Annotated in this window: 26 protein-coding genes; 7 read left to right on the top strand and 19 right to left on the bottom strand. The window is 66.5% G+C overall.

The window, feature by feature from the left end; translation table 11 throughout:
* Positions 1-129: 129 nt before the first annotated feature.
* The 3 genes from IG75_RS0130060 to IG75_RS0130070 all read right to left on the bottom strand — a co-directional run bounded on the left by IG75_RS0130060 (position 130) and on the right by IG75_RS0130070 (position 2,369).
* Positions 130-657, bottom strand: coding sequence for a DUF1990 domain-containing protein (locus tag IG75_RS0130060; RefSeq protein ID WP_030524722.1), 528 nt, complete (start codon positions 655-657; stop codon positions 130-132).
* A 147-nt stretch (positions 658-804) separates the two neighbouring features.
* Positions 805-1,335, bottom strand: a complete 531-nt coding sequence (locus IG75_RS0130065; protein WP_030524723.1) for a VOC family protein — start codon at positions 1,333-1,335, stop codon at positions 805-807.
* A gap of 131 nt (positions 1,336-1,466) precedes the next feature.
* On the bottom strand, positions 1,467-2,369 hold the full coding sequence (locus tag IG75_RS0130070) for an alpha/beta hydrolase (protein ID WP_030524724.1): 903 nt from the start codon (positions 2,367-2,369) through the stop codon (positions 1,467-1,469).
* A 53-nt stretch (positions 2,370-2,422) separates the two neighbouring features.
* On the opposite strand from IG75_RS0130070, the gene IG75_RS0130075 reads away from it, so the two are divergent.
* From IG75_RS0130075 to IG75_RS0130090, 4 genes are all read left to right on the top strand, one after another.
* On the top strand, positions 2,423-3,073 hold the full coding sequence (locus IG75_RS0130075; RefSeq protein WP_051715111.1) for a TetR/AcrR family transcriptional regulator: 651 nt from the start codon (positions 2,423-2,425) through the stop codon (positions 3,071-3,073).
* Positions 3,070-3,822: a hypothetical protein gene (locus tag IG75_RS0130080; protein ID WP_030524726.1), complete on the top strand. Its 753-nt coding sequence runs from the start codon at positions 3,070-3,072 to the stop codon at positions 3,820-3,822. Before IG75_RS0130075 ends, IG75_RS0130080 begins: the two co-directional genes overlap by 4 nt.
* A complete protein-coding gene (locus IG75_RS40665; RefSeq protein WP_281181645.1) occupies positions 3,813-3,944 on the top strand; it encodes a hypothetical protein in 132 nt (43 codons plus the stop codon). The genes IG75_RS0130080 and IG75_RS40665 overlap by 10 nt, the downstream gene beginning before the upstream one ends.
* A 182-nt stretch (positions 3,945-4,126) precedes the next feature.
* Positions 4,127-4,687, top strand: a complete 561-nt coding sequence (locus tag IG75_RS0130090) for a GNAT family N-acetyltransferase (RefSeq protein ID WP_030524727.1) — start codon at positions 4,127-4,129, stop codon at positions 4,685-4,687.
* 13 nt (positions 4,688-4,700) lie between these two features.
* Here IG75_RS0130090 and cynR read toward each other — a convergent pair whose 3' ends face one another.
* The gene (gene cynR / locus IG75_RS0130095) at positions 4,701-5,576 is read right to left on the bottom strand and encodes a transcriptional regulator CynR (protein ID WP_030524728.1); all 876 of its coding nucleotides are present in this window, start codon (positions 5,574-5,576) and stop codon (positions 4,701-4,703) included.
* A gap of 105 nt (positions 5,577-5,681) precedes the next feature.
* Here cynR and IG75_RS0130100 point away from each other — a divergent pair, with 105 nt between their 5' ends.
* Positions 5,682-6,458 carry an ankyrin repeat domain-containing protein gene (locus IG75_RS0130100; protein WP_051715114.1) on the top strand — a complete coding sequence of 259 codons (777 nt, stop codon included), beginning with the start codon at positions 5,682-5,684 and terminating at the stop codon, positions 6,456-6,458.
* A 108-nt stretch (positions 6,459-6,566) separates the two neighbouring features.
* Positions 6,567-7,001 carry a DoxX family protein gene (locus tag IG75_RS0130105; RefSeq protein ID WP_030524730.1) on the top strand — a complete coding sequence of 145 codons (435 nt, stop codon included), beginning with the start codon at positions 6,567-6,569 and terminating at the stop codon, positions 6,999-7,001.
* Positions 7,002-7,067: 66 nt separating this feature from the next.
* Here IG75_RS0130105 and IG75_RS0130110 read toward each other — a convergent pair whose 3' ends face one another.
* The 6 genes from IG75_RS0130110 to IG75_RS0130135 form a co-directional block, all read right to left on the bottom strand.
* Positions 7,068-7,877 (bottom strand): tryptophan-rich sensory protein, encoded by an 810-nt coding sequence (locus tag IG75_RS0130110; protein WP_030524731.1) that lies wholly within the window; start codon positions 7,875-7,877, stop codon positions 7,068-7,070.
* Positions 7,878-7,957: 80 nt separating this feature from the next.
* Positions 7,958-8,392 (bottom strand): DUF6188 family protein, encoded by a 435-nt coding sequence (locus IG75_RS40945; protein WP_373863781.1) that lies wholly within the window; start codon positions 8,390-8,392, stop codon positions 7,958-7,960.
* Between the two features lie 606 nt (positions 8,393-8,998).
* On the bottom strand, positions 8,999-9,352 hold the full coding sequence (locus IG75_RS0130120; RefSeq protein ID WP_030524733.1) for a DUF6086 family protein: 354 nt from the start codon (positions 9,350-9,352) through the stop codon (positions 8,999-9,001).
* The gene (locus IG75_RS0130125; RefSeq protein ID WP_030524734.1) at positions 9,352-10,755 is read right to left on the bottom strand and encodes a hypothetical protein; all 1,404 of its coding nucleotides are present in this window, start codon (positions 10,753-10,755) and stop codon (positions 9,352-9,354) included. Before IG75_RS0130125 ends, IG75_RS0130120 begins: the two co-directional genes overlap by 1 nt.
* 14 nt (positions 10,756-10,769) lie before the next feature.
* Complete coding sequence (locus IG75_RS0130130; RefSeq protein WP_030524735.1) at positions 10,770-11,075, bottom strand: WXG100 family type VII secretion target; 306 nt, start codon at positions 11,073-11,075, stop codon at positions 10,770-10,772.
* Between the two features lie 20 nt (positions 11,076-11,095).
* Positions 11,096-11,416, bottom strand: a complete 321-nt coding sequence (locus tag IG75_RS0130135) for a WXG100 family type VII secretion target (protein WP_051715117.1) — start codon at positions 11,414-11,416, stop codon at positions 11,096-11,098.
* Between the two features lie 1,088 nt (positions 11,417-12,504).
* Here IG75_RS0130135 and IG75_RS0130145 point away from each other — a divergent pair.
* On the top strand, positions 12,505-13,326 hold the full coding sequence (locus tag IG75_RS0130145) for a hypothetical protein (protein WP_030524738.1): 822 nt from the start codon (positions 12,505-12,507) through the stop codon (positions 13,324-13,326).
* 71 nt (positions 13,327-13,397) lie between these two features.
* On the opposite strand, the gene IG75_RS0130150 is transcribed toward IG75_RS0130145, so the two are convergent.
* The 9 genes from IG75_RS0130150 to IG75_RS0130190 all read right to left on the bottom strand — a co-directional run bounded on the left by IG75_RS0130150 (position 13,398) and on the right by IG75_RS0130190 (position 25,194).
* The gene (locus IG75_RS0130150; protein WP_030524739.1) at positions 13,398-14,003 is read right to left on the bottom strand and encodes a TetR/AcrR family transcriptional regulator; all 606 of its coding nucleotides are present in this window, start codon (positions 14,001-14,003) and stop codon (positions 13,398-13,400) included.
* A gap of 6 nt (positions 14,004-14,009) precedes the next feature.
* On the bottom strand, positions 14,010-14,816 hold the full coding sequence (locus tag IG75_RS0130155; RefSeq protein WP_030524740.1) for an enoyl-CoA hydratase family protein: 807 nt from the start codon (positions 14,814-14,816) through the stop codon (positions 14,010-14,012).
* A 53-nt stretch (positions 14,817-14,869) separates the two neighbouring features.
* On the bottom strand, positions 14,870-16,030 hold the full coding sequence (locus IG75_RS0130160; protein WP_030524741.1) for an acyl-CoA dehydrogenase family protein: 1,161 nt from the start codon (positions 16,028-16,030) through the stop codon (positions 14,870-14,872).
* Positions 16,031-16,033: 3 nt separating this feature from the next.
* Positions 16,034-18,070 (bottom strand): acetyl/propionyl/methylcrotonyl-CoA carboxylase subunit alpha, encoded by a 2,037-nt coding sequence (locus IG75_RS0130165; RefSeq protein WP_030524742.1) that lies wholly within the window; start codon positions 18,068-18,070, stop codon positions 16,034-16,036.
* A gap of 8 nt (positions 18,071-18,078) precedes the next feature.
* On the bottom strand, positions 18,079-19,677 hold the full coding sequence (locus IG75_RS0130170; protein WP_030524743.1) for an acyl-CoA carboxylase subunit beta: 1,599 nt from the start codon (positions 19,675-19,677) through the stop codon (positions 18,079-18,081).
* Positions 19,674-20,825: an acyl-CoA dehydrogenase family protein gene (locus IG75_RS0130175; protein ID WP_030524744.1), complete on the bottom strand. Its 1,152-nt coding sequence runs from the start codon at positions 20,823-20,825 to the stop codon at positions 19,674-19,676. The genes IG75_RS0130170 and IG75_RS0130175 overlap by 4 nt, the downstream gene beginning before the upstream one ends.
* Complete coding sequence (locus tag IG75_RS0130180) at positions 20,822-22,537, bottom strand: acyclic terpene utilization AtuA family protein (RefSeq protein ID WP_030524745.1); 1,716 nt, start codon at positions 22,535-22,537, stop codon at positions 20,822-20,824. The genes IG75_RS0130175 and IG75_RS0130180 overlap by 4 nt, the downstream gene beginning before the upstream one ends.
* Before the next feature lie 525 nt (positions 22,538-23,062).
* Positions 23,063-24,316, bottom strand: coding sequence for an MFS transporter (locus IG75_RS0130185; protein ID WP_030524746.1), 1,254 nt, complete (start codon positions 24,314-24,316; stop codon positions 23,063-23,065).
* Between the two features lie 2 nt (positions 24,317-24,318).
* A complete protein-coding gene (locus IG75_RS0130190) occupies positions 24,319-25,194 on the bottom strand; it encodes a hypothetical protein (protein WP_030524747.1) in 876 nt (291 codons plus the stop codon).
* Positions 25,195-25,354 lie beyond the last annotated feature (160 nt).

Below are 25,354 nucleotides of genomic sequence, written 5' to 3' on the forward strand. Positions count from 1 at the left end.
ACCACCGCCGGATCGCCGGGCGATACCGTGGCCGCCGGGCGGAATCATCGCTGATACCGGCCGACTCGCGTGCCTCGACGCCCCCGGGAACGTGGCCGTCCGTCGGGTAGCCGCAGCACAGAGCCGGATTCACCGCTCCCGTGGTGTCCGGCGCAGCACCGAGAGGTAGAGCACCGCGGCCGCCCGCTGCGCCGGCCGGGTCAGCGGCCCGCCCCCGCGCAGCTGCCGGGTCGCGGGACGGGAGAACGCGGTGACCACGCCGTACACGACATCGGTAGCCCGGTCGTATTCGACGGTGAACAGTTCCTCCCCGCTCACCGGGTGTCCCGGCAGGGTGCCGTAGGCGAACCCGATCCGGTCCGGCTCGTCCAGTACGTACACCACCCGGCACGGCGCGGTCAGGCCGAACCGGCCGATCCCGAGCCGGACGGTAACCGCCGTGCCCGGCTCGGCCACCGGTGTACCGGCTTCGCGGAGAATTCTCAGCCCGCGCTGTATCCGATAGCGCATCAGCGCCGAGCCGAGCCGCCGGAATTCCGTCTCGCCGGAAGCCAGCGGGCGACGCACCCGCAGGTGCTGATATCCCGGCGGCAGCTCACCACGAGTCGCGCCGATCTCGGAGTAGGTGAAGGCGGGACCGTCCGGCGATTCGCTCATACCCCGATCCTCGCCGCCGCGAGCCATCGACGCGAGACCGCGGCCCGAGACACGCCGGAAAGATCGACTGCACGGGGGTCGCGCGACCCGTACCCACCGGCCACCGCGGGAGCGATCGGCCGCGCCGGGCGGCGCGACCCGCCTCGATCAGCCGACCGCGGGGGAGATCGGCGCGCTGCTGCGCCCGTACCCCCGGCCGCTGAGTTCCGCATCGAGGGTCTCCTGAGCCACCCGCATGACCTCGGCAAACACCGGTTCCTGCAACCGCCGCCACATCTCGTCCTCGGCGACCTCCTCGACCGGAGCGATCACCCACCAGATATTGCCGAAGGGATCCGCGATCCGGCCGCCGCGCTGCCCGAACGCATCGTTCGCGGGTGGGGTGACGATCCGCCCGCCGGCCGCCGTGGCCTTACCGATCGCCTCGTCCGCGTCGGGCACGAATACGCGCAACAGGCTCGGCAGCACGGGCCAATCCTCATGCCGGTCGAAGGCGAGGACGACAGTGTCGCCGATTCGTATCTCGCCGTGCCCGAGCTTCCCGTCCTCGGTCGGTACCCGGCCGAGTTCCACGCCACCGAACACCTGGGTGACGTAATCGAGGAAAGCCCCGGTGTCATCGGTGACGACCCACGGCGCGACGGTGGTGTAGCCCGCGGGCTGGGTGTGTTCCGGCATCTCGATCCTCTCGCTCACATTCGGTACGACCGTGACGGTAGAGCCAATAGCGGTCGGAAACCGTCCTCAAACAGCTACCTCGTGGGCCGGGGCGCGAACGTCGGCCGTGGGAGTGCGTTACGCACGATGTCTCAGCGAGCGATTTCGGTACGAAGCTCGGCCAAGGCGCGGGTCAGTTCGTGGATACCGGGGGTTTCGATCGGGTAATGACCGGCACCGGCCAGCACGGTGAGCTTCTTCGGGGCAGCGATACGTTCGAAGAACTGCGCGCTCGACGACAGTGGCGTCCAGGTGTCGGCGCCGGGATGAACCAGCCAGACCGGGCAGGTGGTGAAGTTCTCCGGTTCGACATGCGGCACCGAGGTGAGATAGGTCCGCAGGAAACCCAACGGGATACGAACTCCCCCGCCCAGAGGATCGGTGGAGACCAATCGGATCAGCGCCGAGCTGCCGGACATGGCCCGCATATTCGCCATCCACCGGATCGGGACCATGAGGTTGTCGACGGCGGGGAAGAGCAGCCGCGCACCGTGGCGGCCGAGCCATGGGTGGCGGGCTATCGCGCTGCGTACCGGCGGCAGTCGTGGATCGATCAGGCAGGTCGCCACGACCGCGGCGGCCAGACCGGTGCGTGCGGCGGCTTCGTAGGCCAGCATGCCGCCCATGCTGGCGCCCAGGAGCACCAGCGGCCGGGGATCGGCGGCGTGCTCGGCCCGGACCAGGTCGGTGAGGCAGTCCACCCAATCCTGGTAACGGACACCCCGGCGTGCGGGAACCCGCGTACGGCCGTAGCCGGGGAGGTCGGGCACCACCACCTCGAAACCCTGTCCGGCCGCCAGCACCGCGAATGGCCACACCGCCGCGGCGTGCCCCCCGGCGCCGTGCACCAGCAGCATCCGCACCGGTGCGTCGGCCCGGACGAGGCGTTCGATGTGCACGCGGTGTCCGCGGTGGTCCCACCAGGTCCGCTCCGGCCGTAGCGCGGGGTCGGGTCTCAGGTCGGCGGGCAGAAAAGCGAGGTAGGCGCTGTGCATGTCACAATAATTCGAGCAATATTCGGTTTTGACAACTCGACTTCGGGACCCCTATGTCCACTCCTCGGAATATCCCGCGCCAGCAGCGATCCCAGTTCACCTTCGATGTGATCCTCGACGCGGCTGCTCGACTTTTCCAACAGCACGGCTACGCGGCGACCACCACCAACAAGGTCGCCGAGCTCGCGGGCGTCTCGATCGGCACGCTCTACCACTACGTCCCCAACAAAGACGCCCTCCTCTACGCACTCGCCGACCGCCACCTGCGCGAGGCCACGGCCGCCCTCCTCACCGAAACCACAGCCCTACGCGCCGAGGCGCCACCCCTGGACGAAACCGTGCACCGGCTGATCACCTCGGTCGCCGACCTACACCTTGCCCAGCCACAGATGCACCGGTTGCTGTTCGAACAATCACCGCGCACTCCCGAAGGCCTCGCACGGCTGCGCGAACTCGAACAGCGCCTCGCCGCCGAGGTCGCCTACCACCTGCGCCGCCTCGAGGCCGGCGGCCCCGACCCCGACCTGAACGCGCTGCTGTTCGTACAAGCCGTCGAAGCCCAGGTCCACGGCGCGGTCCTCGACCCGCCGGAAGGCAGAACCACAGATCAGTGCCTGGAGGCCGTGATCGCCTTCTGGACCGGCTCACTGACTCATCAGCGGCCCTGCGCGGCGAACGCCCGGTACGGCACAGTGACATCATGAGCGGCAGTCCGGACGAAGTGTGGCGGACCGTGCGCGGGGTGCTCGGGACGGCCGCCAGAGATACCGGTGCCGCAGTTTCCGCCTGGCCCGCCCGGGTCTCCGACGGCCTCGACGAGGTCGCTGCCAGAGCCGCGCAAGCGGATGTGGCGATCGTGCCGGGCCCGACGATCACGTCCCTCGAGCTGTCCGGCCTCGGCACCACCCCGAGGCCTTCCACCTACACAACCGGCCGCGATCTTCTCGACGAGCTGGACTACACCGCACTGCGGCGTGCTCGGGGAACCGGCACCCTGGGCTCCTCTCCGACATTCGAGGAGATCCAGCGACTGCAGGGGTTCGACGGCCCGCTCACCATTGCCACAGCGAACGAGGTCGACGCGGCGGTCGCGACGGGCGGAAAAGAGCTGTTCCGAGGCTTCGAGGAAGAGCGCTACATCGACGCCTTCATCACCGGCCCGGTGCGACCGGGCGGCGGCACCACCGGAGCCGGAACGTATGCCTCACCGCTGAAGGAAGTCGCACTCCACTACGCCGATCCCACTCGCAAACAGGACCTCGCCACCCGGCAGGCCCGGGTGGTACGGATGGCGCTACGCCCTGAGGCCAGGACGATCACCCTCCGCGAGCTCGAGACCGAACGTAGCCGCACTCAGATGCAGGTCACTCGGGAACTACGGGCCATGCGCGACATAGCGAACCCCACGCCGAGGACACGGCGCGCTACAACGCCCTGCTGGACATGGAGCTGACGTTCACCGATATCGGCCACTACGGCGCCGTGCGCGGCTGGGATGCCATCGACGGATCCGACACCTTCTCGAACAAGGAGTGGGCCGTACTGAACCCCACCGCCCTGTTGATCCAGCGCTGAGGCCCGGCGCGCCATTCGACAGGCGCACCGAGGTGGTCCGCCACGGGGCGCCGTCGCACGAATACCGGCGCTCGGCACCACGACCACACTGTTGCGGGTAGGCCGAGATCGCAGGCGATGCGCCACTTTGTGTGCCGGGAAACCAGTACTCGGATGGCCGGACTGTGTAATAGCGTCGGAAGGTGAAGCCCATTCCTTTTCCGGACCCCCCGCTGCGTGAAGAGGAGGTCGAGCTGCGACCGTGGCGCGAAAGCGATCTCCCACAGCGGTTCCGCGCCTTTACCGATCCGCTCTGCCGCCGGTTCTCGTGGCCACTGACCGAGCCGCCCACCGAGGCGCACGTACGGAATCGGTTCGCCGAGGAAGAACCGGCACGGCTGCGGGGCGAAGAACTCTGCCTCGCGGTCACCGATGCCGCCGACCCGGCGGTCATCCGGGGCGGGGCCTCCGTCTACGACGCCGGCAGATCCGAAGGACGGATGGCGATCGGCTACTGGTTGGCACCGCACGCGCGCGGGCGCGGTATCGCCACCCGGACCCTGCGCATGCTGGCCGGCTGGGCGTTCGACGCGCTCGCAGTCGATCGCCTCGAACTCACTTGTGGTCCGGACAACCTCGCATCCCAGCGGGTAGCGCTCCGGTGCGGGTTCGTGCGGGAAGGGCTGCTGCGGTCCCATATCCCGTTTCAAGGAGCACGACGGGACACGGTCGTATTCGGCTTGCTTCCGGGGGAGTTGACGTAGAACGGCCCGCGCTTCAGGCGATTTCCGCGGCCATGGCCGCGAAGGCGCGGGCCGCCGCGGAGTGATAGGCGGTCCGGCGGCGCAGCAGTTCCACCGTGCGGGTGGGCGGCGGCGGGGACAGCGTCACCGGATGCAGGTCAGGGTGTGCCCGGGTGATCGCGTCCGGGAGGACGGTGGCCAGTGAACCGCGGCGGACGACCTCCAGCAGGGCGCTGATCGAATTCGCCTCCACCACGATCTGCGGTGCGATCTCGAATTCGGCCAGATACCTGTCGATGTGCAGTCGCGTCGCGAAGTCACCGGTGAGCAGACCCAGGGGCTCGCCGGTGAGCCGCTCGGCCGGCAGGGACCGCGAGGTGGCCGCCAGGTGGTGTCGCGAACCGACGACGAGGACGAGTTCCTCGGTGAACAGCGATGTGTGTTCGATACCGGCGGCATGGTCGCCCGCGAAAGCGATACCGAGGTCGACCCGGTCGGCTATCAGGTCCGCCTCGATCCGGTTCTGGGTGGTTTCCCCGATAGTGATCGTGATTCCCGGGTGAGCGCACCGGAACCGGTGGACGAGGGGCCCGATGAGGTAGCTGGTGAAGGTGGGAGTCATGGCGATCCGCAGCCGGCCGCGGGACAGATCCCGGACATCGTGGACCGCGCGTTCGGCGGCGTCGAGGTCCCGCAGCGCGAGCCGAGCGTGCTGTGTGTAGGCCTCGCCTGCGTCGGTGAGCCGCACCGTGCGGCCCGAGCGGTCGAGCAGTTGCACGCCCAGCGCCCGTTCGAGCTGCTTGATCTGCTGGGAGAGCGTCGGCTGCGAGATGTGCAGCGCGTCGGCCGCGCGGGTGAAGTTGCCGTGATCGACGACCGCGAGCAGGTACCGGAGGTGTCGCAACTCCATCCAGGCACTATAGGCCACATCTATGTAAACGATGAGAACTATCTCTTGGACACTATCCCCGCTGTTGAGCATTGTGGATTCGACTGCCCAGCGAGGAGGAATTCCATGATGCGCCCCGGCGCGGCCCTATGCGCCGCGCTCGCCGCGGTTTTCCTCGCAGCCACGGCGTGCACGACGGAGCCGACCTCGTCCACCCGGCCCACGGCGATCGCCGACTCCGCCCGATCGACCCCGCGGCCTACACCGCAAGTACCGGTCGACGACCCCGCACTGGACGCCCGGCTGATGTGGGCGGCCGCGCACAACGACGCCGGGCAGGTACATGAACTCCTGGCGAACGGAGCCGACCTCGAGACCCGCGGGGAACAGGGCCGCACCCCACTGGTCGCCGCCACCAAGAATCGCGCCACCGCCGCCGCGCGGGCCCTCGTCGAGGCGGGCGCCGACGTCGACGCAAAGGACGATCTACAGGACTCGGCCTATCTGTACGCCGGCGCGGAGGGCATCGACGACATCCTCGAACTGACGCTCACCCATGGCGCCGACCTGCGCAGCGTCAACCGCTACGGCGGCACCGCGCTCATCCCGGCCGCCGAACACGGCCATATCACCACCGTGCGACGGCTGATCGAAGCCGGTGTCGTGGTGGACCATATCAACAACTCCGGCTGGACCGCGCTGCACGAAGCCATCGTGTACGGCGACGGGTCGTCGCGCTATCAGCAGGTCGTCACCGCCCTGCTCGCGGCAGGCGCCGACCCCTCGATCCCGGACGGCGCGGGCCGCACCGCGCTGGACAACGCCCGGCGGCTCGGCCAGTCGGCCATCGTCCAGATCTTGCATGATCACCGGACCACCGGGACGAACGAGGAACAACGCTGAACTCCCCGCGCCGGATCTCCTCCGACGCAGAAACCCCGCCCGACAGCCACCGCTGCGACCGCGGCCGATGCCACACTTTCCCATCACTTTCCGAGAAGGACCCCTGTTATGACCGACCTCCGCAACCTGTTGATCCTGCTGGCCAGAGTCGGACTCGGCGTCGTATTCCTCGCCCACGGTTGGCAGAAATTCGTGACCAACGGTCTCGACGCGACCCAGCGGGGATTCGAATCGATGGGCGCCCCACTGCCCGGCATTTCCGCGATCCTCGCCGCCGCCATCGAACTCGCCGGAGGCGCGGGCCTGATACTCGGTGTGATCACCCCGGCCTGGGCGGTACTGCTCTTCGCGGATATGGTCGGCGCCTACCTGATCACGCATATGGGTAACGGCCTGTTCGTGAACAGCGGCGGCAGCGAGCTGGTCATCGGGCTCGGCGCGGGCGCTCTCCTACTGCTGTGCACCGGCGCGGGCCGGTTCAGCGTCGACGGTCTGCTGGGAGGTCGAGTGCCGTGGAACCGCGGCGGACTCGTACCGGCCTGAGTCGGTAACGACCGCCACGCTCGAGCGCCGAGGTCGAAGGATGCCCCGGCAGAGCGCGGCAGAAGGTCAGGAGGTCGTCGCCACTCGGGCGGGGCGAGCCTCGCGTCCGAGCCGCGCCGCGCCGGTGGCGAGCGCCACCACCACCGCGGCACCCACCGCGACACCACCCACAACCGCCGATTCCGGCGCCTCGGCCAGCCGGCCGACCGCGATCCACCCGAGCCCCCAGATCATGGCGAGCGCGAACGCCGCCCGCCCGCCGCTGATGAAAGCCAAACCGGCCCCGACAGCGGCAGCGATCACCAGCACCACCACCGCCCACGGCTCCGCGCCGAGACCGAGGCCACCGACGTCCCCCGCTTTCAGCGCCGCGGCGATATTCGCCACTGTCGCGACGACGACCCACCCGAGATACAAACCCATCACGCCGTCGAGCAGCACGGCCTCGACCCGGCTCGCGGGACGCTCGCGCAGGCAGCGGGCGAAGATCACCGCCAGCGTCGCGAGCAGTACGAGGATCACCACGGCGCTCACGTACACCCAGCCGAGCTGCACGGTGGCGATCCACAGCGCATTCAGCAGCAGCGACAGGGCGATGAGCCACCACAGGTCCCGTACCCTCGGGTTCCCGCGCTGCGCCGGCAGGGCCTGCCATACCGCGAGCGCGAGAAACCCGACGTACAGCAGCGACCAGATCGCGAAGGCCGTCCCGGCGGGAGCCACGAAGGTGGCGTCGGCCGCGAGCGCCCCGTCCGCGGCCTCGGCGATCGGCGTACCGCCCAGCGCGCCCGAACCGATCACTGCGGCAACCGCCGCGATCACGGCAGCCGCCGCGAGCAGTAGCTGCCTGGGAACATCGGATGCCCGATCGGTCATGGTGCACGTATGCCCGTTCGCCGCATATCCAATCACCGGTGTCGGGCGTCTGCCGACTGCTGATGGTGCATCGTCGCCGCTTATTTCTTGGCCGCCGACCATACAGCCAGTTCACCGCCGGGCATGCAGACCATTCGAAAGCCTTCGGCCCCCACCACGCTCCATGCCTCGTAATTCGAATCCGCGAACATCCAGATCGAACTCCCGGACTCGAACTTCAACTGCAGTGTGCCGTTCCCTGTCGCCGACACCTCCCGAAGTACCCCGGTAAGCCGTGAGCGGACCTCTACTGGGATCTCACCGACCGAATATCGATGAATTTCTCGCCCACCGGCCCCTATGCCGATTACACCGTCTACCTGGACTTCGAATTCCATGCCGGCACGAAGTACGAGCACAGGAGTGAGGTGGGCCGACCCCACCGGGCACTCAGGACTTGGGACGATCATCCTTGCTGTACTTGTCGAGGGTCGGTCACACTCGCACGATCGACACCGCGAACTAGCCGCGTTCATCCGGTGACAACAGGATTCCGATTTGTATTCTACAGACCATTCCGAACCAAGCTCATCACCGAGTTTGCGTGCGAGATATCCTCCTTCGCACCAGAATTCACGTTCAGCATCGCCGAAAGGAACGCCGGGTTACCAGGGGCATTTACCAAATCGTACGTATTATTCCATTTATCCGCCCATCGCACCAAAGCCTCCGCCAAATCCGAGCTGATCGGGAGATCGGCAGGATCCACATTGTCTACCGAATTCTCTTTCGGACCCAGACAGGCCGGCATTGAATCTCGGAAAAGTCTGAGCTGCGGCATCGATCCTCCGATACTCGAGATCAGGGATTGGCCCGACGCGACGCCCTTCGTCGTTCGTCAGCGCGGCCCATCGAATCCGGACGAGACCTACTCGCGTCCTCGTAACCTCTTCAGTTGCTGAAACCGGACAGCGCCACTACTCGATATTTGTCCAACCACCGGGAGTTCATAGATTGCGGCGTACCTGGTGAGACCATCCGGGCCGCTGGAGTTCGACAATGCGAACTCCAGCGCGGACACATTGATTTCGCTATCGCTCACGAGACTCCGCAGCCAGGGGAACGCACGGCGCTCCATACTCTCACTGCGGCATGGACAGCTCGTGGGCACGGTCGATGAACTTCCGCTCCTCGTCGGAACCAGGTAGAAAAGATCTTCCGCCCCGCTCCAGGAGGACGATAGACGGGGCCAGCACTGCTCCGATCAAATCCTTGAATACCGGATGATCGCTGGAGAAAAAAGTTTTATACATCACGCGAACGAACGCTTCGAATTCAGGAAGTTCTATTTCCCAATAGTCAGACGCCATGGCGGTCATCCCTGTCGATACATCAAGTACGCCGGCCACATCCTGGGCCATGCTCACATAAAGTCTCCCAACTCGCAGAGCAGGACTCCACACGGTGACATCGTCGATGTCGAAGATATAGCTCATCAGGCCCACTCCAGATTAATCTCGGCGTCGGGGTGCGCTGCCCTCAAGTCGTCGACCGCCTTCTCCACTGCCGCTTTGAACTGAGGATCGGCACCAGGTTCGGTGAACCGCAGCCCGATCGGCGATGTCTCATGGCCGGAAATATATTGCTGCGCTTCGAGATATGCTTCCAGCTTTTTTGTGACATGCTTGTCCACCCATTTCGGAACATTGCCCGCATTTGTTGCCGACTTTTCCTCCCATAAGACTCCGTCTTCGACCGCATCTATATCAGTAATAGTGCGGCTCAGGTCACCTGGTTCATCGATTTTAACCTCTTTGTCGCCGTCGTCGACGTGATATTTCCCGTCGCTACCCAACTGCGGCCGCTTCGGGTCGTCGAATGTTACGTCTTCATTCTTCGCGGTTGCTTCAACGGTGTCTTCTATCGTTTCGATGAGGTCATGGATGCGCTCCAGCTTGGCGCGAGTGTCGCCGGTGGAACGGGTTACGGCGACCACCGTCCGCAACCCGGCGGCAGCGACGATACCGCGGAGCGCCTTGACCAGATCGTTGACCAGGTCTACGGCTTTACCGGCGCGGATCGCCGCCACTGCCCCGCCACCGATTCCGAAGCTGACCACCGAGGCCGCGACGGCGAGCGCGAGGGTGATGGCGATCTGCTTCTTCAGTTCGTCGGCGAACTGGGCGAGCAGGTCGTGCAGCCGCTGTTTCATGTTGTCGTGCGCGGTTTTCTGGGCCGCGCACGAGGCGGCGATATCGGCGAAAGTGGCCAGCAGGTCTTCGGCGGCGGTTTTGATCTCCCGGAGATCCTCGTCTATCGACGCTACCTCTGGTGCTGTGACCTGCTGGAACATCGCCGCCGCCCGTTCCAGCTCCACGGGTAGGTTGGTGGCGCCCTGGGCGTGAGCCAGGCTGTTCCAGACGGTGGCGGCGGTGTTGAGCTTGTCGGTGTCGCCGTCGGGAACCGGTAGGTCGACACCGATCTTCTTCGCGAGTTCCAGACCGTCGTCGATCAGGCCGCTACCCGGGCCTCCGGCCGACGGCGGTGGCTGGGCGCAGCTGGTGTAGGCGAGCTGCGGGTCGGCCGGTTTCTGCGGTGCGGGAGTGCCGGATTTGGGGTCGTGGTCGCTACTCGCGTAGACGTACCCGGCCTGGTTCAGCACCCGGGGATACTTGTCGAGCGCCAGCATCAGAGTGGTGACGAGATTGTTGGTTTCACGGACCTGGTTGTCGTAGGACGTCGCCCATTCCTTGCCCGGCCCGGCGCTGCCCCCCATTGCACCGGTGCCCTTCAATGCCTGCAGGTGCTGGTCATAGGCGGTGAAGAAGGCGCCGGCCGCCCTGTTCACAATGGTGGCCGCCTCGTAGTAAACGGCCGGGTCCACATTGATGAAGTTCATCTACCGGGCTCGGGCTACCGGGGGCCGAACATCCGCTGGACGGTCTGGATGGCGGTCGTGTAGCGGGTGTGGGCGTCGACCGCGGCCTGGCGCATGGCCTCGACACCCTCCTGGACGTCGGTGGCCCCGGCCGACCACTGCCGGAACGCGTCGGCCTGCGCCAGCGCCGCGTCACCGGACCAGGTCTGGTGCAGGGTGGCCATCCGTTGTTCGAGGCCGGTGCGGCTGTCGTTGAGGAAGCCGATGAAGTTCGCGGCGCGCGCGGTGAGGTTGTCGAGTTCGTCGAGATCGACCTGGAAAGCTTCGGACGGCTCGGACATGGTGGTTCCCCCTGGATTGTTCAGAGATTGAGCGACGGGTAGCTCTGTGAATTGCTGTCGTCCTGCTCCACGAACGTCTGTGTGGTGACAGTTAGCAGTTCGGCGATGGTGGCCAGCGCCTCGAGGACCTGCACCGCACCCTGTTTTGTCTCGTCCCAGCCCGCGCGATAGGCGTTGGCGGAGTTGCCCTTCCACACCTCGAGCACGGCGTCTATATCGGTATCGAGATCCTGCAGGGCTTTCACCAGGCTGTCGGCGGTGAGTTGGACGAACTTGCCGGCATCGCGGACATGGTCCGGTACCACCTGAATCGACGGTGTCGAATCTGCCGAGTCGGCCACAGCGTCCCCCTCGATGATCGATCCCCAGCTGTCCCGACAGTACCGGCGCGCAGCCGCGTGTCAAACGAACCAGACTTCCCACCTCGGTCATCCACACGATCGTGCGGGCCGGCCGGCCGCGGCCGAACTCTGCGAAAGTGCACGCCCAGGAGTTGCCCGTCATCCTGTTGTCCGCCTGACACCCCGCCGCTAGCGAGTGTCCTCGAAGCCGATGTGGTCGACGGACCGGTTTCGAAGTGAAGCGGGGTTGTGCTGCGAAGTCATGAGTTCGACCGGTGGCCTTCCATCGATGTTCGATCCGGTGGCCCACCGTCGCTGTAACGTGGTCGAACTTCGACCGGCTCGGACCCTCGTGTCCGGACCCGATACTCACCACCTGAACGGCGATCCGCAGGGCAACCACCGATCCAGGAAATCCGGCATCGGCACGACCAAGATTGGGAAATTCCCCCAGGGGTGCGGTTAGCATAGTTAACCGGTATTCCGTATTCGGTTCCCGACCAGAACCACCGAAGGTGAGGCGCTACGTGCCGGAGAACGCACGGGGGAGCGATTCCGGGATCGACGCGGTCCGGGCGCTCACGGAGGCCCTTATGACTGTCCCCGGCCGGTTGAATATCGATTCTGTCGCTGATATCTGCCGAGTCACGTTGCGGCCGTCCTCGTCGGCCAACCCATACGTGCAGATCGCAGAAGGCGTATTCGCTGCGGGGCCGGTCGAGTCGGTGGAGTGCCGTTGGTCCGAGACCGGACCGGGCCTGGTCGTCTTCGCAGTGCGCCCCGGCCTGGTTCTCGATGACGACAATCGCGAGCGATGGCCCGGTAGACCCGTCGAGTCGTTCACCGAACCCGATATTCCCCCGGAAGGGACCGAGTGCTTTCGGTATGTCCGAGGCCGGCGCGCACTCGTGATCGAGGTGGCGGCGCGGTCGCGGACCCTGTTGCATGTGGCGATTCGGGAAGAGCCGAGCCTGCCCTAGGTCCGGCGGTGGAAACAGGCGATGCCGAAAATGGGCAGTCCGGTAAGCGAAGTATTCGAGCGAGCACTTCGGCCTCTCATCGAGCGGAGCGTACTGGGGGTATCACGTGTGCACCGCCGGGATTTGAAGAATGCCTCCGATGGACTCGTTTACTATGCTGATCGCGTCGATACGGATTTGCGATTCGATACGTACTTCGACGATGCCGGCAACGACCGGCCGGGCCGGCGACCCCTACGTTTCGATACGAAGCGGCTCGGGATCCTTCCAACGGGCCGCGGCCGGCCGATCTTCACCGGACTGGGCAGCGAGATCGACAGCCTCGTGGCACTTTCCCCCACGATGTCGGACACCATGCGGGACTTGTATCGCGATGCGTGGACCATCCGGATCGGCCGCAGGGGTGCAGGAAGTTTCACCCGACGCACCACGTTGTCGATCGTCATCGACGAGAACCGTCTCGAAAATCCGCTCACGACCTTCCGGAGCCTCGCCCACGAGCTCGGACACGCCCGCCGTGCCAAGAAGGCGGTCGACCCATCCCGACATGTGCCGTTCGACCCGGATGTCATTACGCGCGAACAATGGATCGATAAGGTCGCGCGGCTGAAGATCCGCGAGGAAGGGCACGCCCAGATGTTCGCGTGCCGGGCGCTTCAAGACCTTGTCGACGCCGGAATCATGACACCTCCGCCGAGCATGAGTTCCCGGATACCGTGGCAGTACAACGGTGCAGCGATACCGCCGCCCATCCGTGCCGAGCACTGGGACATCTACCAGACCCACGAGCCGAAAGAAGCGTTCTCAATCCTCAGCGAGAAGTACCAGAACACCATCATGAGCAAACCCGGCGGAGATACCTACCTCGAACACTACCGGGAGATCTACAGCGAAAAATTCGACGAGTTATACGGCCCGGGACGGCGCTAGACCAGGAGTCGTCAGCGGCGGCTGAATGCGGTGCGGTACGCGCTGGGCAGCCCCGACAACCCCGGACCGCGTCAGCCCCGTCCGGCTTCCAGGGCCTCGTGGAGCGTGACCGCCCACTGGTGCACGATCTGTTTGCGACGGGCCGAATCGTCGGTGAGGACATCGGCCAGACCGAGTCCGCGCGCCAGGTCGAGGGTGGCCTGAACCAGGTGATGGGCGACCGGGTCGGTGTCGTCGACCCCCAGGGCCCGGACCGCACGGCGGTGGGCACCACGCCCGAAGCGGGCTTCCAGCGGGACGATGCGTTCACGTAGTGCCGGGTCGGCGGCGGCGTGGGTCCAGACCTGGAGGGCGGCTTTGAACAGCGTGCTGGTGTAGGACTCGACCAGCCCGGCCACCACGGCTTCGGTGCGGGCCAGGCCGGGTTCGGTGACCACCGCGGATACCGCCTGGTCCGTGCGGGTGTCGAACATGTAGGTGAGGGCGGCGGTGATGAGGTCTTCACGGGTGGGGAAATGGTGCTGGGCTGCGCCCCGGGACACCCCGGCCCGTTCGGCGACCACCGCCACCGTCGCCGCTGCCCAGCCCTTCTCCGCCAGGCAGTCGATGGTTGCCTCGAGGAGCCGCTGCCGGGTGGCCCGGCTGCGGTCCTGTTTGGGTTCGTGGGGTGTCGCCATAGCGGCCTATTCTGCCGAGGGCGTCTCGACGGGCGGGACGGCCCAGCGGGGCGGACGGCGTTGCAGGAACGCGGTCATTCCCTCGATTACTTCCTCGGTGCCGAAGAAACTGCCCGAGCGGGCCGCCAATTCGTCGGCGGAGCGGTCGAATTCGGCCAGGATCGGCGCGGTGGTGAGACGTTTGCTCTCCGCCAGGCCCTGCGGGGAGGCTTTGCGCAGTTCGTCCAGTAGTTCGGCGGTCCGGGCTGCCGGGTCGTTCGTCGCCAGGGTGATCAGGCCGATCCGCTCGGCGGTATCGGCGTCGAACTTCTCGCCGGTCAGGAAATAGCGGTCGGCGGCGCGGGGAGTCATCCGAGGCAGCAGGGTGAGCGAGATGACGAAAGGGGCCAGGCCGAGCCGTGCCTCGGTGAGCGCGAAACTGGTGGACAGGCCGGCGACCGCGATATCGCAGGCCGCGAGCAGGCCCATACCGCCGGCGCGCACATTGCCGTCCACCCGGGCGATCACGGGTTTCGGGAGTTCCAGGATGGTGCGCAGCAGCCGCACCATCCATTGGGTGCGGATATCGGAGGCGGCGGCGGGGTCGGCGTCCACGGCCTCCTTGAGATCGGCTCCGGCACAGAAGGTCGCGCCGGTATGTGTCAGGACCACGCCGCGCACTGCCGGGTCGGCGGCGGCGCGGTCGAGGCCCGCCAGGAGTTCGGTCACCAGACGCGCGGAGATGGCGTTGCGGTTGTGCGGGGAGTCGAGGGTGAGGGTGGCGAACCCGTCCTCGACGGCGTAGTCGACGATCCGGGTCTCGGTGTCGGTCACGGCGGCCCTGCCTTTCTGAGGGCCGGGGCGCGGATGCCCCGGCCCGCCGGTGTTCAGTAGGACTTCGGCAGGCCCAGCGAATGCTGGGCGACGAAGTTGAGGATCATTTCCCGGCTCACCGGTGCCACCCGCGCGATCCGGGCCGCGCCGAGCATGGCGGCCAGGCCGTATTCCGAGGTCAGACCGGCGCCACCGTGGGTCTGGATGGCCTGGTCGAGGGCCTTGATACTGGCTTCGGCGGCCGCGTATTTGGCCATGTTGGCGGCCTCGGCGGCGCCCATCTCGTCACCGGCGTCGTAGAGGGTGGCGGCCTTGAGCATCATCAGCCGGGCCAGCTCCAGTTCGATCTTCACCTGCGCCAGCGGATGCGCGATGCCCTGGTGCGCGCCGATGGGGGTCTTCCAGACCGTGCGCTCGTTGGCGTACTCGACCGCGCGGTCCAGCGCGTAGCGGCCGACACCGACCGCCATGGCGGCACCCATGATCCGCTCCGGGTTCAGGCCCGCGAACAGCTGCATGAGGGCGGCATCTTCTTTACCGACCAGGGCGGTCGAGGGCAGCCGGACATCATCGAGGAACAGGGTGAACTGGTGGTCCGGTTCGATGATGTCCATGTCCTGCGGGGTCTTCTCGAACCCGGGCGCGTCGGTGGGGACGATGAACAGGGCGGGCTTGAGCTTGCCGGTCTTGTGGTCCTCGGTGCGGGCCACGATCAGCACCGCCTCGGCCTGGTCGACGCCGGAGATGAAGATCTTGCGACCGGTGAGCAGCCAGTCGTCACCGTCGCGGCGGGCGGTGGTGGTGATCTGGTGCGAATTGGAACCGGCGTCGGGTTCGGTGATACCGAAAACCATCTTGGCCGAACCGTCGGAGAGCTTGGGCAGCCATTCGGCCTTCTGCTCGTCGGTGCCGTACTTGGTGATGATGGTGCCGCAGATGGCGGGCGAGACCACCATGAGCAGCAGGCCGGCACCCTGCGCGGACAGCTCCTCCATCACCAGCGCCAGCTCGTACATACCGGCGCCGCCGCCCCCGTACGCCTCCGGCAGGTTCACCCCGAGGAAGCCCAGTTTCCCGGCCTCGGCCCACAGTTCGTCCAGCGGTTCGCTCTTCCGCGCCCGGGGCAGCACGTAATCGCGGTAGTTGTACTTGGCGGCCAGCGCGGCCACCGCGGCGCGCAGTTCTTTACGTTCGTCGGATTCGATGAAGCTCATTGCCTACTCCTGGTTTTCGGTGGCGGGATCCACCACGGCGAGAACGGCACCCACATCGACCTGCTGGCCGACTTCGACATTCACGGCACTGAGCACACCGTCGGCGGGCGCGGCGATGGTGTGCTCCATCTTCATGGCCTCCAACCACAGGATCGGCTGGCCGGCGGTCACCGAACTGCCGACCGCGGCGCCCAGCCGGATCACGCTGCCCGGCATGGGCGCCAGCAGGGATCCGGTGGCCACCTGGTCGGCGGGATCGGTGAACCGCGGTAGGCGGCGCGCCGACACCGGACCGAGCGCGGAATCCACACAGACCAGATCGTCGTAGCGGGCGACGGCGAACTGCCGCCGGACCGGCCCGTGCGCACCGGGCACCGCCAGCACGACCTGATCCGGCGTGGCGGAGATCAATTCGAGGCCGTTGTGCCCGGCGACCTCCACCCCGCCCCGGGTGAACCGGTAGTCGATATCGTGCGTACCGGTGGCGCGGCTCTCGTAGGACTTGCGTTGCGCCTGCGAGGGCAGATTGCGCCAGCCGCTCGGCGCACCCGCTACCACCCCCGCCCGCGCCCGGTTGGCGGCCGCTTCGGCGAACGCGGCCGCGACAATCGACAATTCCTCGTCGTCCGCGCCGGCCAGGGGCGCGGCCAAGGCGTCCAGACCGTGCGTGGCGAAGAACGCGGTATCGGTATCGCCGGCCAGGAAGGCGGGGTGGCGCAGGACCCGGACGAGCAGGTCGCGGTTGGTGACCAGGCCGTGGATCCGGGCCCGGTGCAGGGCGCCGGCCAGCAGCCGGGCCGCCTCTGCCCGGGTACGGCCGTAGGAGATGACCTTGGCGAGCATGGGGTCGTAGTGCACCCCGACCACCGAACCGTCGACCACGCCGGAATCCAGCCGGACCCCGGGGCGGTCGAGCAGATCGAATTCCGTGGCGACCTGCGGGATCTCGATGCGGTGCACGGTTCCGCTCTGCGGCTGCCAGTCCTGCGCGGGATCCTCGGCATAGAGCCGGACCTCGATCGAATGACCGCGCAGGGCAGGAGGTTCCGGAGGCAGCCGATGCCCCTGGGCCACCTCGAGCTGCAACTGGACCAGGTCCAGCCCGGTGGTGCATTCGGTGACCGGATGCTCCACCTGGAGGCGGGTGTTCATCTCCAGGAAGAAGAACTCACCGGCCTCGTCGGCCAGGAATTCGACCGTACCGGCGCCGGTGTAGCCGATGGCGGCGGCGGCCTGGCGGGCCGCCTCGAACAGCCGGTCCCGCATACCGGGTCCAGAATCCGGTCCTCGGCCGGCGTCGATACGTTCCACCAGTGGAGACGGCGCCTCTTCGACGACCTTCTGGTGCCGGCGCTGGATCGAGCACTCCCGTTCGCCGACGGCCCAGATGATGCCGTGCGTATCGGCCAGCACCTGGACCTCGATATGGCGGCCGGTCTCCAGGAAGCGCTCACAGAAGACGGTGGGGTCGCCGAACGCCGATTCGGCTTCTCGGCGGGCGCCTTCCAACTGCCCGGGGAGTTCGGCAAGGTCGCGCACCACCCGCATACCGCGGCCGCCACCACCGGCGGAAGCCTTGATCAGCACCGGGAGCTGGGCCTCGGTGACCTCCGCCGGATCGAGTTCGGCCAGCACCGGCACCCCGGCGGCGTCCATCATCTTCTTGGACGCGACCTTAGACCCCATCTCCTCGATGGCGGCGGCGGGCGGACCGATCCAGGCCAGTCCGGCCGCTTCCACCGCGCGCGCGAATTCCGCGTTCTCGGAGAGGAACCCGTAGCCGGGGTGAACCGCGTCGGCCCCCGTGGCCTGGGCGGCCGCGATGATGAGGTCGGCGCGCAAGTAGGTCTGCGCCGCTGTGTTCCCGGGCAGCCGGACCGCGGCGTCGGCCTCGGCGACATGCGGGGAGTCGGCGTCGGCGTCGGAATAGACCGCCACCGTGCCCACGCCCATCCGGCGGCAGGAGGCGAAGATCCGGCGGGCGATCTCACCGCGATTGGCGACCAGGACGCTGGTGATGAGCTGCTGCGAATTCGACACGACCGGCCTCACATTCGGAAGACGCCGAAGGATTCGGCGCCCTGGACAGGTGCAGTGTGGATGGCCGAGAGGGCCATACCGAGCACTGTGCGGGTATCGCGCGGGTCGATGACCCCGTCGTCGTAGAGCCGCCCGGACATGAACATGGCCAGCGATTCGGCCTCGATCTGCGCTTCCACCATGGCACGCATCCCGGCGTCGGCCTCTTCGTCGAACGCCTGCCCGCGGGCCTCGGCGGCGGCCCGGCCGACGATGGAGATCACCCCGGCCAGTTGCGCGCCGCCCATGACCGCGGATTTGGCGCTGGGCCAGGCGAAGACGAAACGGGGGTCGTAGGCGCGGCCGCACATACCGTAGTGCCCGGCGCCGTAGGAGGCGCCCATGAGTACCGAGATGTGCGGAACCTTGGAATTGGAGACCGCGTTGATCATCTGGGCACCGTGTTTGATGATGCCCTTCTGCTCGTATTCCCTGCCGACCATGTAGCCGGTGGTGTTGTGCAGGAACAGCAGCGGGGTGTTGGTCTTGTTGGCCAGCTGGATGAACTGGGTGGCCTTCTGCGATTCCTCGGAGAACAGCACCCCGCGGGCGTTGGCGAGGATGCCGACCGGATACCCGTGCAGTTCGGCCCAGCCGGTGACCAGGCTGGACCCGTAGCGGGGTTTGAACTCGTCGAAATCGGAGCCGTCGACGATCCGCGCGATCACCTCGCGCGGGTCGAAGGGGATCTTCAGGTCGGGCGGCACGATCCCCAGTAGGTCGTCCGGGTCGAACAGTGGTTCGAGCACCGAGGTGCGCGCCGCCGGTCCCTGTTTCTTCCAGTTCAGCCGTTTGACGATGCGCCGGCCGATGCGGATGGCGTCCTGTTCGTCGAGCGCGTAGTAATCGGCCAGGCCCGAGACCCGGGCGTGCATATCCGCGCCGCCCAGGGATTCGTCGTCCGACTCCTCACCGGTGGCCATCTTCACCAGCGGCGGACCACCCAGGAAGACCTTGGAGCGTTCCTTGATCATCACCACGTGATCGGACATACCGGGGATGTAGGCGCCGCCCGCGGTGGAGTTGCCGAAGACCAGGGCGATGGTGGGAATACCGGCCGCCGACGCCTGGGTGAGGTCGCGGAACATCCGGCCGCCGGGGACGAAGACCTCTTTCTGCGTGGGCAGATCGGCGCCACCGGATTCCACCAGCGAGATCACCGGAAGCCGGTTCTCCCGGATGATGTCGTTGACCCGCAATGTCTTGCGCAGCGTCCACGGGTTGGAGGTGCCGCCGCGCACGGTGGGATCGGGGGCGACGATCATGCATTCCACGCCTTCCACCACGCCGATACCGGCGACGGTGCTGGCGCCCACCTGGAATTCGCTGCCCCAGGCCGCGAGCGGGCACAGTTCGAGGAACGGCGAGTCCTCGTCGATGAGCAGTTCGATACGTTCGCGGGCGGTCAGTTTGCCGCGTTTACGGTGGCGAGCGAGTTTCTCCGGGCCGCCGCCCGCGATGACCTTCTCGAATTCCGCCTCGACCTCGGCGAGTTTCGCGGTCATGGCCGCGGCCGCCGCGGTGTAGTCGGCACTCGTGGTGTCGAGTGTGCTGCGCAGTGTGGTCATGACTGGTATCCCAATCGTTTCGCGGCCAGGCCGGTGAGGATTTCGGTGGTACCGCCGCCGATCCCCAGGATCCGCATATCGCGGTACTGGCGTTCCACCTCGGATTCGCGCATATAGCCGAGTCCGCCGAACAGTTGCACGGCCTGGTTCGCCACCCATTCGCCGGATTCGACGGCGGTGTTCTTGGCGAAGCAGACCTCGGCGATCAGATCGGTCTCCCCGGCCGCGGCGCGAGCGGCGACATCCCGGGTGTAGACGCGGGCGATATCGACCCGGCGGGCCATCTCGGTGACGGTGTTCTGGACGGCTTGCCTGCTGATCAGCGGGCGGCCGAAGGTTTCCCGGTTACGCACCCAGTCAAGGGTCAGGTCCAGACAGCGCTGCGCGCTCGAATACGCCTGCACGGCAAGCCCGACCCGTTCACTGACGAATGCCGCGGCGATCTGCAGGAAACCGGAATTTTCCGGCCCCACCAGGTTCGACACCGGAACCCGGACGTCCTGGTAGGACAGTTCCGCGGTATCGGAAGCGCGCCAGCCCATCTTGTCCAGTTTGCGGCCCACCGTGAAACCGGGGGTGTCCTTCTCGACCACCAGCAGCGAAACCCCCGAAGCGCCCGGGCCGCCGGTGCGGACGGCGGTCACCACGAAATCGGCGCGGCAGCCGGAGGTGATGTAGGTCTTGGCGCCGTTGACGATGTAGTGGTCGCCGTCGCGGCGGGCCGAGGTGGTCAGATGTCCCACATCGGAGCCGCCCCCGGGTTCGGTGATCGCCAGCGAGCCGATCTTGTCACCGGCCAAGGTCGGCAGCACCCAGCGGTCGAGCTGGGCGGGGTCGCCCGCGGCGATGAGGTGCGGTACCGCGATACCGCAGGTGAACAGCGAGGCGAACACTCCACCCGAGACCCCGGCGTAGTGCAGTTCCTCGCACACGACGGCACCGTCGATCCCGTCACCGCCCGCACCGCCCGCGGCTTCCGGGAACTGGATCCCGAGCAGGCCGAGTTCGCCTGCCTTCTTGTGCAGCTCCCGTGGAATCTCCCCGTCGCGTTCCCAATCGTCCTGGTAGGGCAGGATCTCGCGCTCGGCGAAAGCGCGCACGGTGGCGCGGAGTTCGCGACGCTCGGCGGTGTTCCAGACAGTACTCAAGGCAGCAGCTCCAACGGTATGTCGAGATGACGGGACCGCAGCCATTCGCCGAGTCCCTTGGCCTGCGGATCGAATCGGGCCTGGTAGGCCACGCCTTCGCCGAGCAAACCGGAGATGAGGAAGTTGAGCGCCCGCAGATTCGGCAGCACCTGCCGGGTGATCTCCAGCGGGGCGGTTTCGGGCAGTAGTTCGCGTAGCCGCTCGACGGTGAGGGTATGCACCAGCCAGCGCCACTGGTCCTCGGTGCGCACCCAGACGCCGATATTCGCGTCACCGCCCTTGTCGCCGCTGCGGGCCAGCGCGATCTCGCCCAGCGGTACCCGTTTCGTGGGTGTGGGCGCAAGCGGTGCGGGGAGTTCGGGTTCCGGGACCTCGGTCAATTCGCGGGTCTGCGACGGGGCCCCCACCAGGACCTGGCATCCGGCCGGCGGGTGGGCGGTATGTGCGACCTCGGCGGCGTCGACGAACCCGGGCCGGTAGACGCCGTAGGGCGAACCGTTGCCGGGCGGGGCGGTGAAACTGCAGCCCGGGTAGCTGGCCAGCGCGAGTTCGACCGCGACGCCGGAGAACGCGCGACCCACCTTGTTCGGATCGGGGTCGCGGACCACACAGCGCAGCAGGGCGCTGGCCTGCTCCTCGGTGTCGGCGTCGGGGCGGTCCAGCCGGGCCAGGGTCCAGTCCAGTTCGGCCGGACGTTCGGGTAACCAGGACTCCAGCTGCCGCCGCGCCAGCTCGGCTTTCGCTTCGATATCGAGGCCGGTGAGGATGAATTCCATTTCGTTGCGGAATCCGCCGAGAGTGTTCAGCGAAACCTTCAGCGTCGGCGGCGGCGGTTCCCCCACGACGCCACGGATCGACACCCGGTCCGGACCGTCGGCGGCGAGTTCGACCGTATCGAGCCGGGCGGTGACATCGGGGCCGGCGTAGCGCGCGCCCTGGATCTCGTACATGAGCTGGGCCGCGACGGTGTCCACGGTGACCGCGCCGCCGGTGCCCGCGTGTTTGGTGATGACGCTGCTACCGTCCACGCGGATCTCCGCGAGGGGGAATCCGGGGCGGCCGAGGTCGGGGAGTTCGCGGAAGAACGCGAAGTTGCCGCCGGTGGCCTGGGTACCGCATTCGATCACATGACCGGCCACCACCGCGCCGGCCAGCCGGTCGTAATCGGTACGTTGCCAGCCGAAATGGGCGGCGGCCGGACCCACCACCACCGACGCGTCGGTGACCCGGCCGGTGACCACCACATCCGAGCCCGCGGCCAGGCATTCGGCGATACCCCAGGCCCCGAGATAGGCGTTGGCGGTGAGCGGGGAGCCGAGGCCGAGTTCGGCGGTGCGGCCGGTGAGATCGTCGCCGTCCACATATCCGACCCGGACCTCCAGGCCGAGCCGGTCCGCCAGCTCGCCCACCTTCGCCGCCAGCGCGGCCGGATTCAGGCCACCGGCATTGGTCACGATCTGCACATTGCGTTCCAGCGCGAGGCCGAGGCATTCCTCGAGCTGGCGCAGGAAGGTTTTGGCATAGCCGAGGCCGGCATCCTTCATCCGGTCGCGGCCCAGGATCAGCATGGTGAGTTCGGCGAGATAGTCACCGGTCAGCACATCGAGTTGCCCGCCCTCGAGCATTTCGCGCATCGCGCCGAACCGGTCGCCGTAGAACCCGGAACAGTTGCCGATCCGAATCAGGCCGGGATCGGCCGCCAGACCACCCATCAGCGGTTTCGCCTCCTACCGCGGCACCGGGCGGGGTCGCCGATAGGCGCCCGTGGCTGTCCGCGTACCGCCCCAGCATCACAGGCGGTGGCTAAAAAATCAAGCACGCGTGCTTGTTAATATTCCGGACTCCGGACCTGGCCCCGAGCAGCGCCGATGGCGGTTCTCGGGAGATTCGGCACGCCCTCAGGGCCACCCGGCAAGCGCACCCTCGGCGGTGGCACGGCGGCAGACCGCGAGCACACCCGATCGGACCTTCACCGCGACCACAGCGGCGCACCCCGGTGAGCAGGTGCAGCTGGACGCCACCCGCTGGAGGTGATGGCGGTGAGGGACGACGGCGTGATCGGCCGCGCCGAGCCGGCGATATCGCCACGCACACCATCTGCGCTGGAGTGCTGCGGCCGGTCGGGGCGGAAGCGGTCGATGCGGCGCTGCTGCCGACGCAGTCCATGGTCCCGGAGCCGATGCGGCCGGGCCGGGATCAAGCCCGTACCGCTCTCTTCGGAGCAGCGCAGACGGGAGTCAGCGCTGGAGTATTCGCTCGTGGTCGGCGGGTTCATCGGCGGCGGGGGCACGCCACAACCCGGCGATAGTGGTCGAAATCCCCGGCACGACGAGACCGGCGATCCCAACTGTCACGGCAATCCGAACGCCGAGGAACATGGCGAGAACGCCCCCCAGAGCAGCGCCGATCGGCGCGCCGACAGCGGCGGTCCATCGCACGGAGGCACTGAGTCGCGCCAAGAGTTCCGGCGGAGTTATCGACTGTCTGAGCGTCCTTTGAAGGACGTTGTAGGAAACCAGGCACAGAGAAACCAGGGCGGTACTCGCCGTTACCAGGACGACCCGGGGGAATCCACCGACCGGAATCAGCGCGATCAGGTACGCCGGGCAGAAGGTCCACGACAAGAGCACTATTGTCCGCGAGTCGCCGATGCGTCTGCCCAGAAACAGTGCAACCGGACCGCCGAGGAGCCCCCCGACCGCCCCGATACCACCGACCGTGCCCACTACCCCCGGACTCCACCCGAGTTCGTCGAGCAGGTACAGCAGCCACAGGGCAGAGATGAAGGCCAAGAAAAAATTCGCCGACATGTTGGCCAGAGCGAGGCCGCGCAGTATCCGGTCCTTGCCGACGAAGCGCAGGCCTTCGACCACCAGGCGGTGAACATTCGCACGGTGCAACCGTTCGGGCACTTCCTCAGCCGTCCGGCAGACGAGAACCACCCCTATCAGCACACAGATCATCGCGACCCCGGCAAGGATCGTGGCCGTGCCACCCGCGACGAGAAATATCCAGCTACCGATCACCGGTGCAGCAACTTGTGCGAAGGCGTCGGATACACCGAATTTCGCATTGGCGGAGCGCAGTCCGGTCCTGTTCGTGAGCAATGGAGCCACGGCCTGGAATGCGACACCGTTGACGGTCCGAGCCGCTTCGCTCAGGAAGACCGTCGCGACCAGGATCCAGATCGAGCTTCCCAGCAGCGTACCGAGCCCGATTGCCGCACACCAGATAGCCACTTCGGCGGTGTTCGACCACAGCATGGAGCGCCATCGGCCCAGCCTCTCGACGTATGCCCCCGCGTGGAGCGTGAACAGCACCCGGGGCACAAGCGACGCAACGGTTATCGCCGCCATTTCCGCTGGTCCGGCATCGAGTGCTGCCACCGCTATCAACCCGACACAGAAAGGGAGCAAACCGGCGCCCAACGCGCCCAGTGTCTGACCGGCCCAGAAGGTGTTCAAACGCGCCCTGTCAGCAAATACAGCCATAGTCACAGCCCGAGAGCTCCGGATACGTTGATGATCGAGACATACGACGCCAAGGTCACGATAGAAAAGGATGCGAGGGTCCCCGGGAAAAGCAGGAAGAAAGCGCCGTGCAGGACCATACCCGCTCCTATCGCGAAAGCTTGAGTACAGGAGAACATCAGACCGATCGGTATCAATATCTCCATCGACAGAACAGTCGATGTTAGCAGCATCGGCATCGGAGAGCCGGGCTCCAGATTCGCGAAATACTTCCGCCACGAGGCCGGCAGCGCGGAATCGTGGTGTCGGCGATGCTCGGTCTCACTCTCCAAGAAATTCAATGTGGCGACTATAACATTGCCGGACACAAAGCTACGGTTCGCTTTGCGGCGAACACCGCCCCAGTACAGCGATAGCAACAACATCCCGGCCATGGATAAGCCGAGACTCGGACTGCCTTCCGCATACCGGAACGGAACCGTCGATTCGTATGACAATAGATGCAATACACCCCCCTCCGCGACCGGGGAGAACAACAGTGATACCGACAGCAAGACGAAAAATGCGCTGTGGAAGTTGAAGTACAGGCGCGTTTCGAGGAACGTTATCGCTGCGACGATGATCAAGGCCACTCGTGGGGCCTGGCCGAAGATCAGAGCAGATGCCGCGACCATACGGGTTATGAACATCAGCTGGTAGGCGGTTGCACCGGGGAGAAACCTCCGGATTCGGGCCGGGCGTCCTGCGCGGACCCGGAAGTACAGGTAGCTGATCGGGCGATACGCGAACAGGTAACCACGCTTTATGTGAACGCATGCCTCGATGAACAAACCGACTCCGAGCAATATCGAGAGTAAGGTGCTCGCCAGGACAGGATCATCACGGACCGAATCCAGCACGGCTACTTCACCAACTCAGAATCCACGACGCGGTGACGGACTGTCACGAAATCGGTCCGATTGACGATCGTTCCACATAGATCTCGTAACCCGTGCACTTTCGTCACATATATCAATAAGAATTCTGCCTCCGACAACGACAGTCCCAGCTTGGTATGCG

Source organism: Nocardia rhamnosiphila NBRC 108938 (assembly GCF_000720425.1).
GTDB lineage: Bacteria > Actinomycetota > Actinomycetes > Mycobacteriales > Mycobacteriaceae > Nocardia > Nocardia rhamnosiphila.

Bases quoted from the DNA above. Each gene is read 5' to 3' on its own strand.
- IG75_RS0130125 (WP_030524734.1), bottom strand. From the start codon at position 10,755: ATGAACTTCATCAATGTGGACCCGGCCGTTTACTACGAGGCGGCCACC.
- IG75_RS0130185 (WP_030524746.1), bottom strand. From the start codon at position 24,316: ATGGCTGTATTTGCTGACAGGGCGCGTTTGAACACCTTCTGGGCCGGT.
- IG75_RS0130180 (WP_030524745.1), bottom strand. From the start codon at position 22,537: ATGGGTGGTCTGGCGGCCGATCCCGGCCTGATTCGGATCGGCAACTGT.
- IG75_RS40945 (WP_373863781.1), bottom strand. From the start codon at position 8,392: ATGAACGCGGCTAGTTCGCGGTGTCGATCGTGCGAGTGTGACCGACCC.
- IG75_RS0130130 (WP_030524735.1), bottom strand. From the start codon at position 11,075: ATGTCCGAGCCGTCCGAAGCTTTCCAGGTCGATCTCGACGAACTCGAC.
- IG75_RS0130060 (WP_030524722.1), bottom strand. From the start codon at position 657: ATGAGCGAATCGCCGGACGGTCCCGCCTTCACCTACTCCGAGATCGGC.
- cynR (WP_030524728.1), bottom strand. From the start codon at position 5,576: ATGGAGTTGCGACACCTCCGGTACCTGCTCGCGGTCGTCGATCACGGC.
- IG75_RS0130080 (WP_030524726.1), top strand. From the start codon at position 3,070: ATGAGCGGCAGTCCGGACGAAGTGTGGCGGACCGTGCGCGGGGTGCTC.
- IG75_RS40665 (WP_281181645.1), top strand. From the start codon at position 3,813: ATGGAGCTGACGTTCACCGATATCGGCCACTACGGCGCCGTGCGCGGC.
- IG75_RS0130110 (WP_030524731.1), bottom strand. From the start codon at position 7,877: ATGACCGATCGGGCATCCGATGTTCCCAGGCAGCTACTGCTCGCGGCG.
- IG75_RS0130065 (WP_030524723.1), bottom strand. From the start codon at position 1,335: ATGCCGGAACACACCCAGCCCGCGGGCTACACCACCGTCGCGCCGTGG.
- IG75_RS0130160 (WP_030524741.1), bottom strand. From the start codon at position 16,030: ATGAGCTTCATCGAATCCGACGAACGTAAAGAACTGCGCGCCGCGGTG.
- IG75_RS0130075 (WP_051715111.1), top strand. From the start codon at position 2,423: ATGTCCACTCCTCGGAATATCCCGCGCCAGCAGCGATCCCAGTTCACC.
- IG75_RS0130150 (WP_030524739.1), bottom strand. From the start codon at position 14,003: ATGGCGACACCCCACGAACCCAAACAGGACCGCAGCCGGGCCACCCGG.
- IG75_RS0130100 (WP_051715114.1), top strand. From the start codon at position 5,682: ATGATGCGCCCCGGCGCGGCCCTATGCGCCGCGCTCGCCGCGGTTTTC.
- IG75_RS0130170 (WP_030524743.1), bottom strand. From the start codon at position 19,677: ATGACCACACTGCGCAGCACACTCGACACCACGAGTGCCGACTACACC.
- IG75_RS0130120 (WP_030524733.1), bottom strand. From the start codon at position 9,352: ATGAGCTATATCTTCGACATCGACGATGTCACCGTGTGGAGTCCTGCT.
- IG75_RS0130105 (WP_030524730.1), top strand. From the start codon at position 6,567: ATGACCGACCTCCGCAACCTGTTGATCCTGCTGGCCAGAGTCGGACTC.
- IG75_RS0130070 (WP_030524724.1), bottom strand. From the start codon at position 2,369: ATGCACAGCGCCTACCTCGCTTTTCTGCCCGCCGACCTGAGACCCGAC.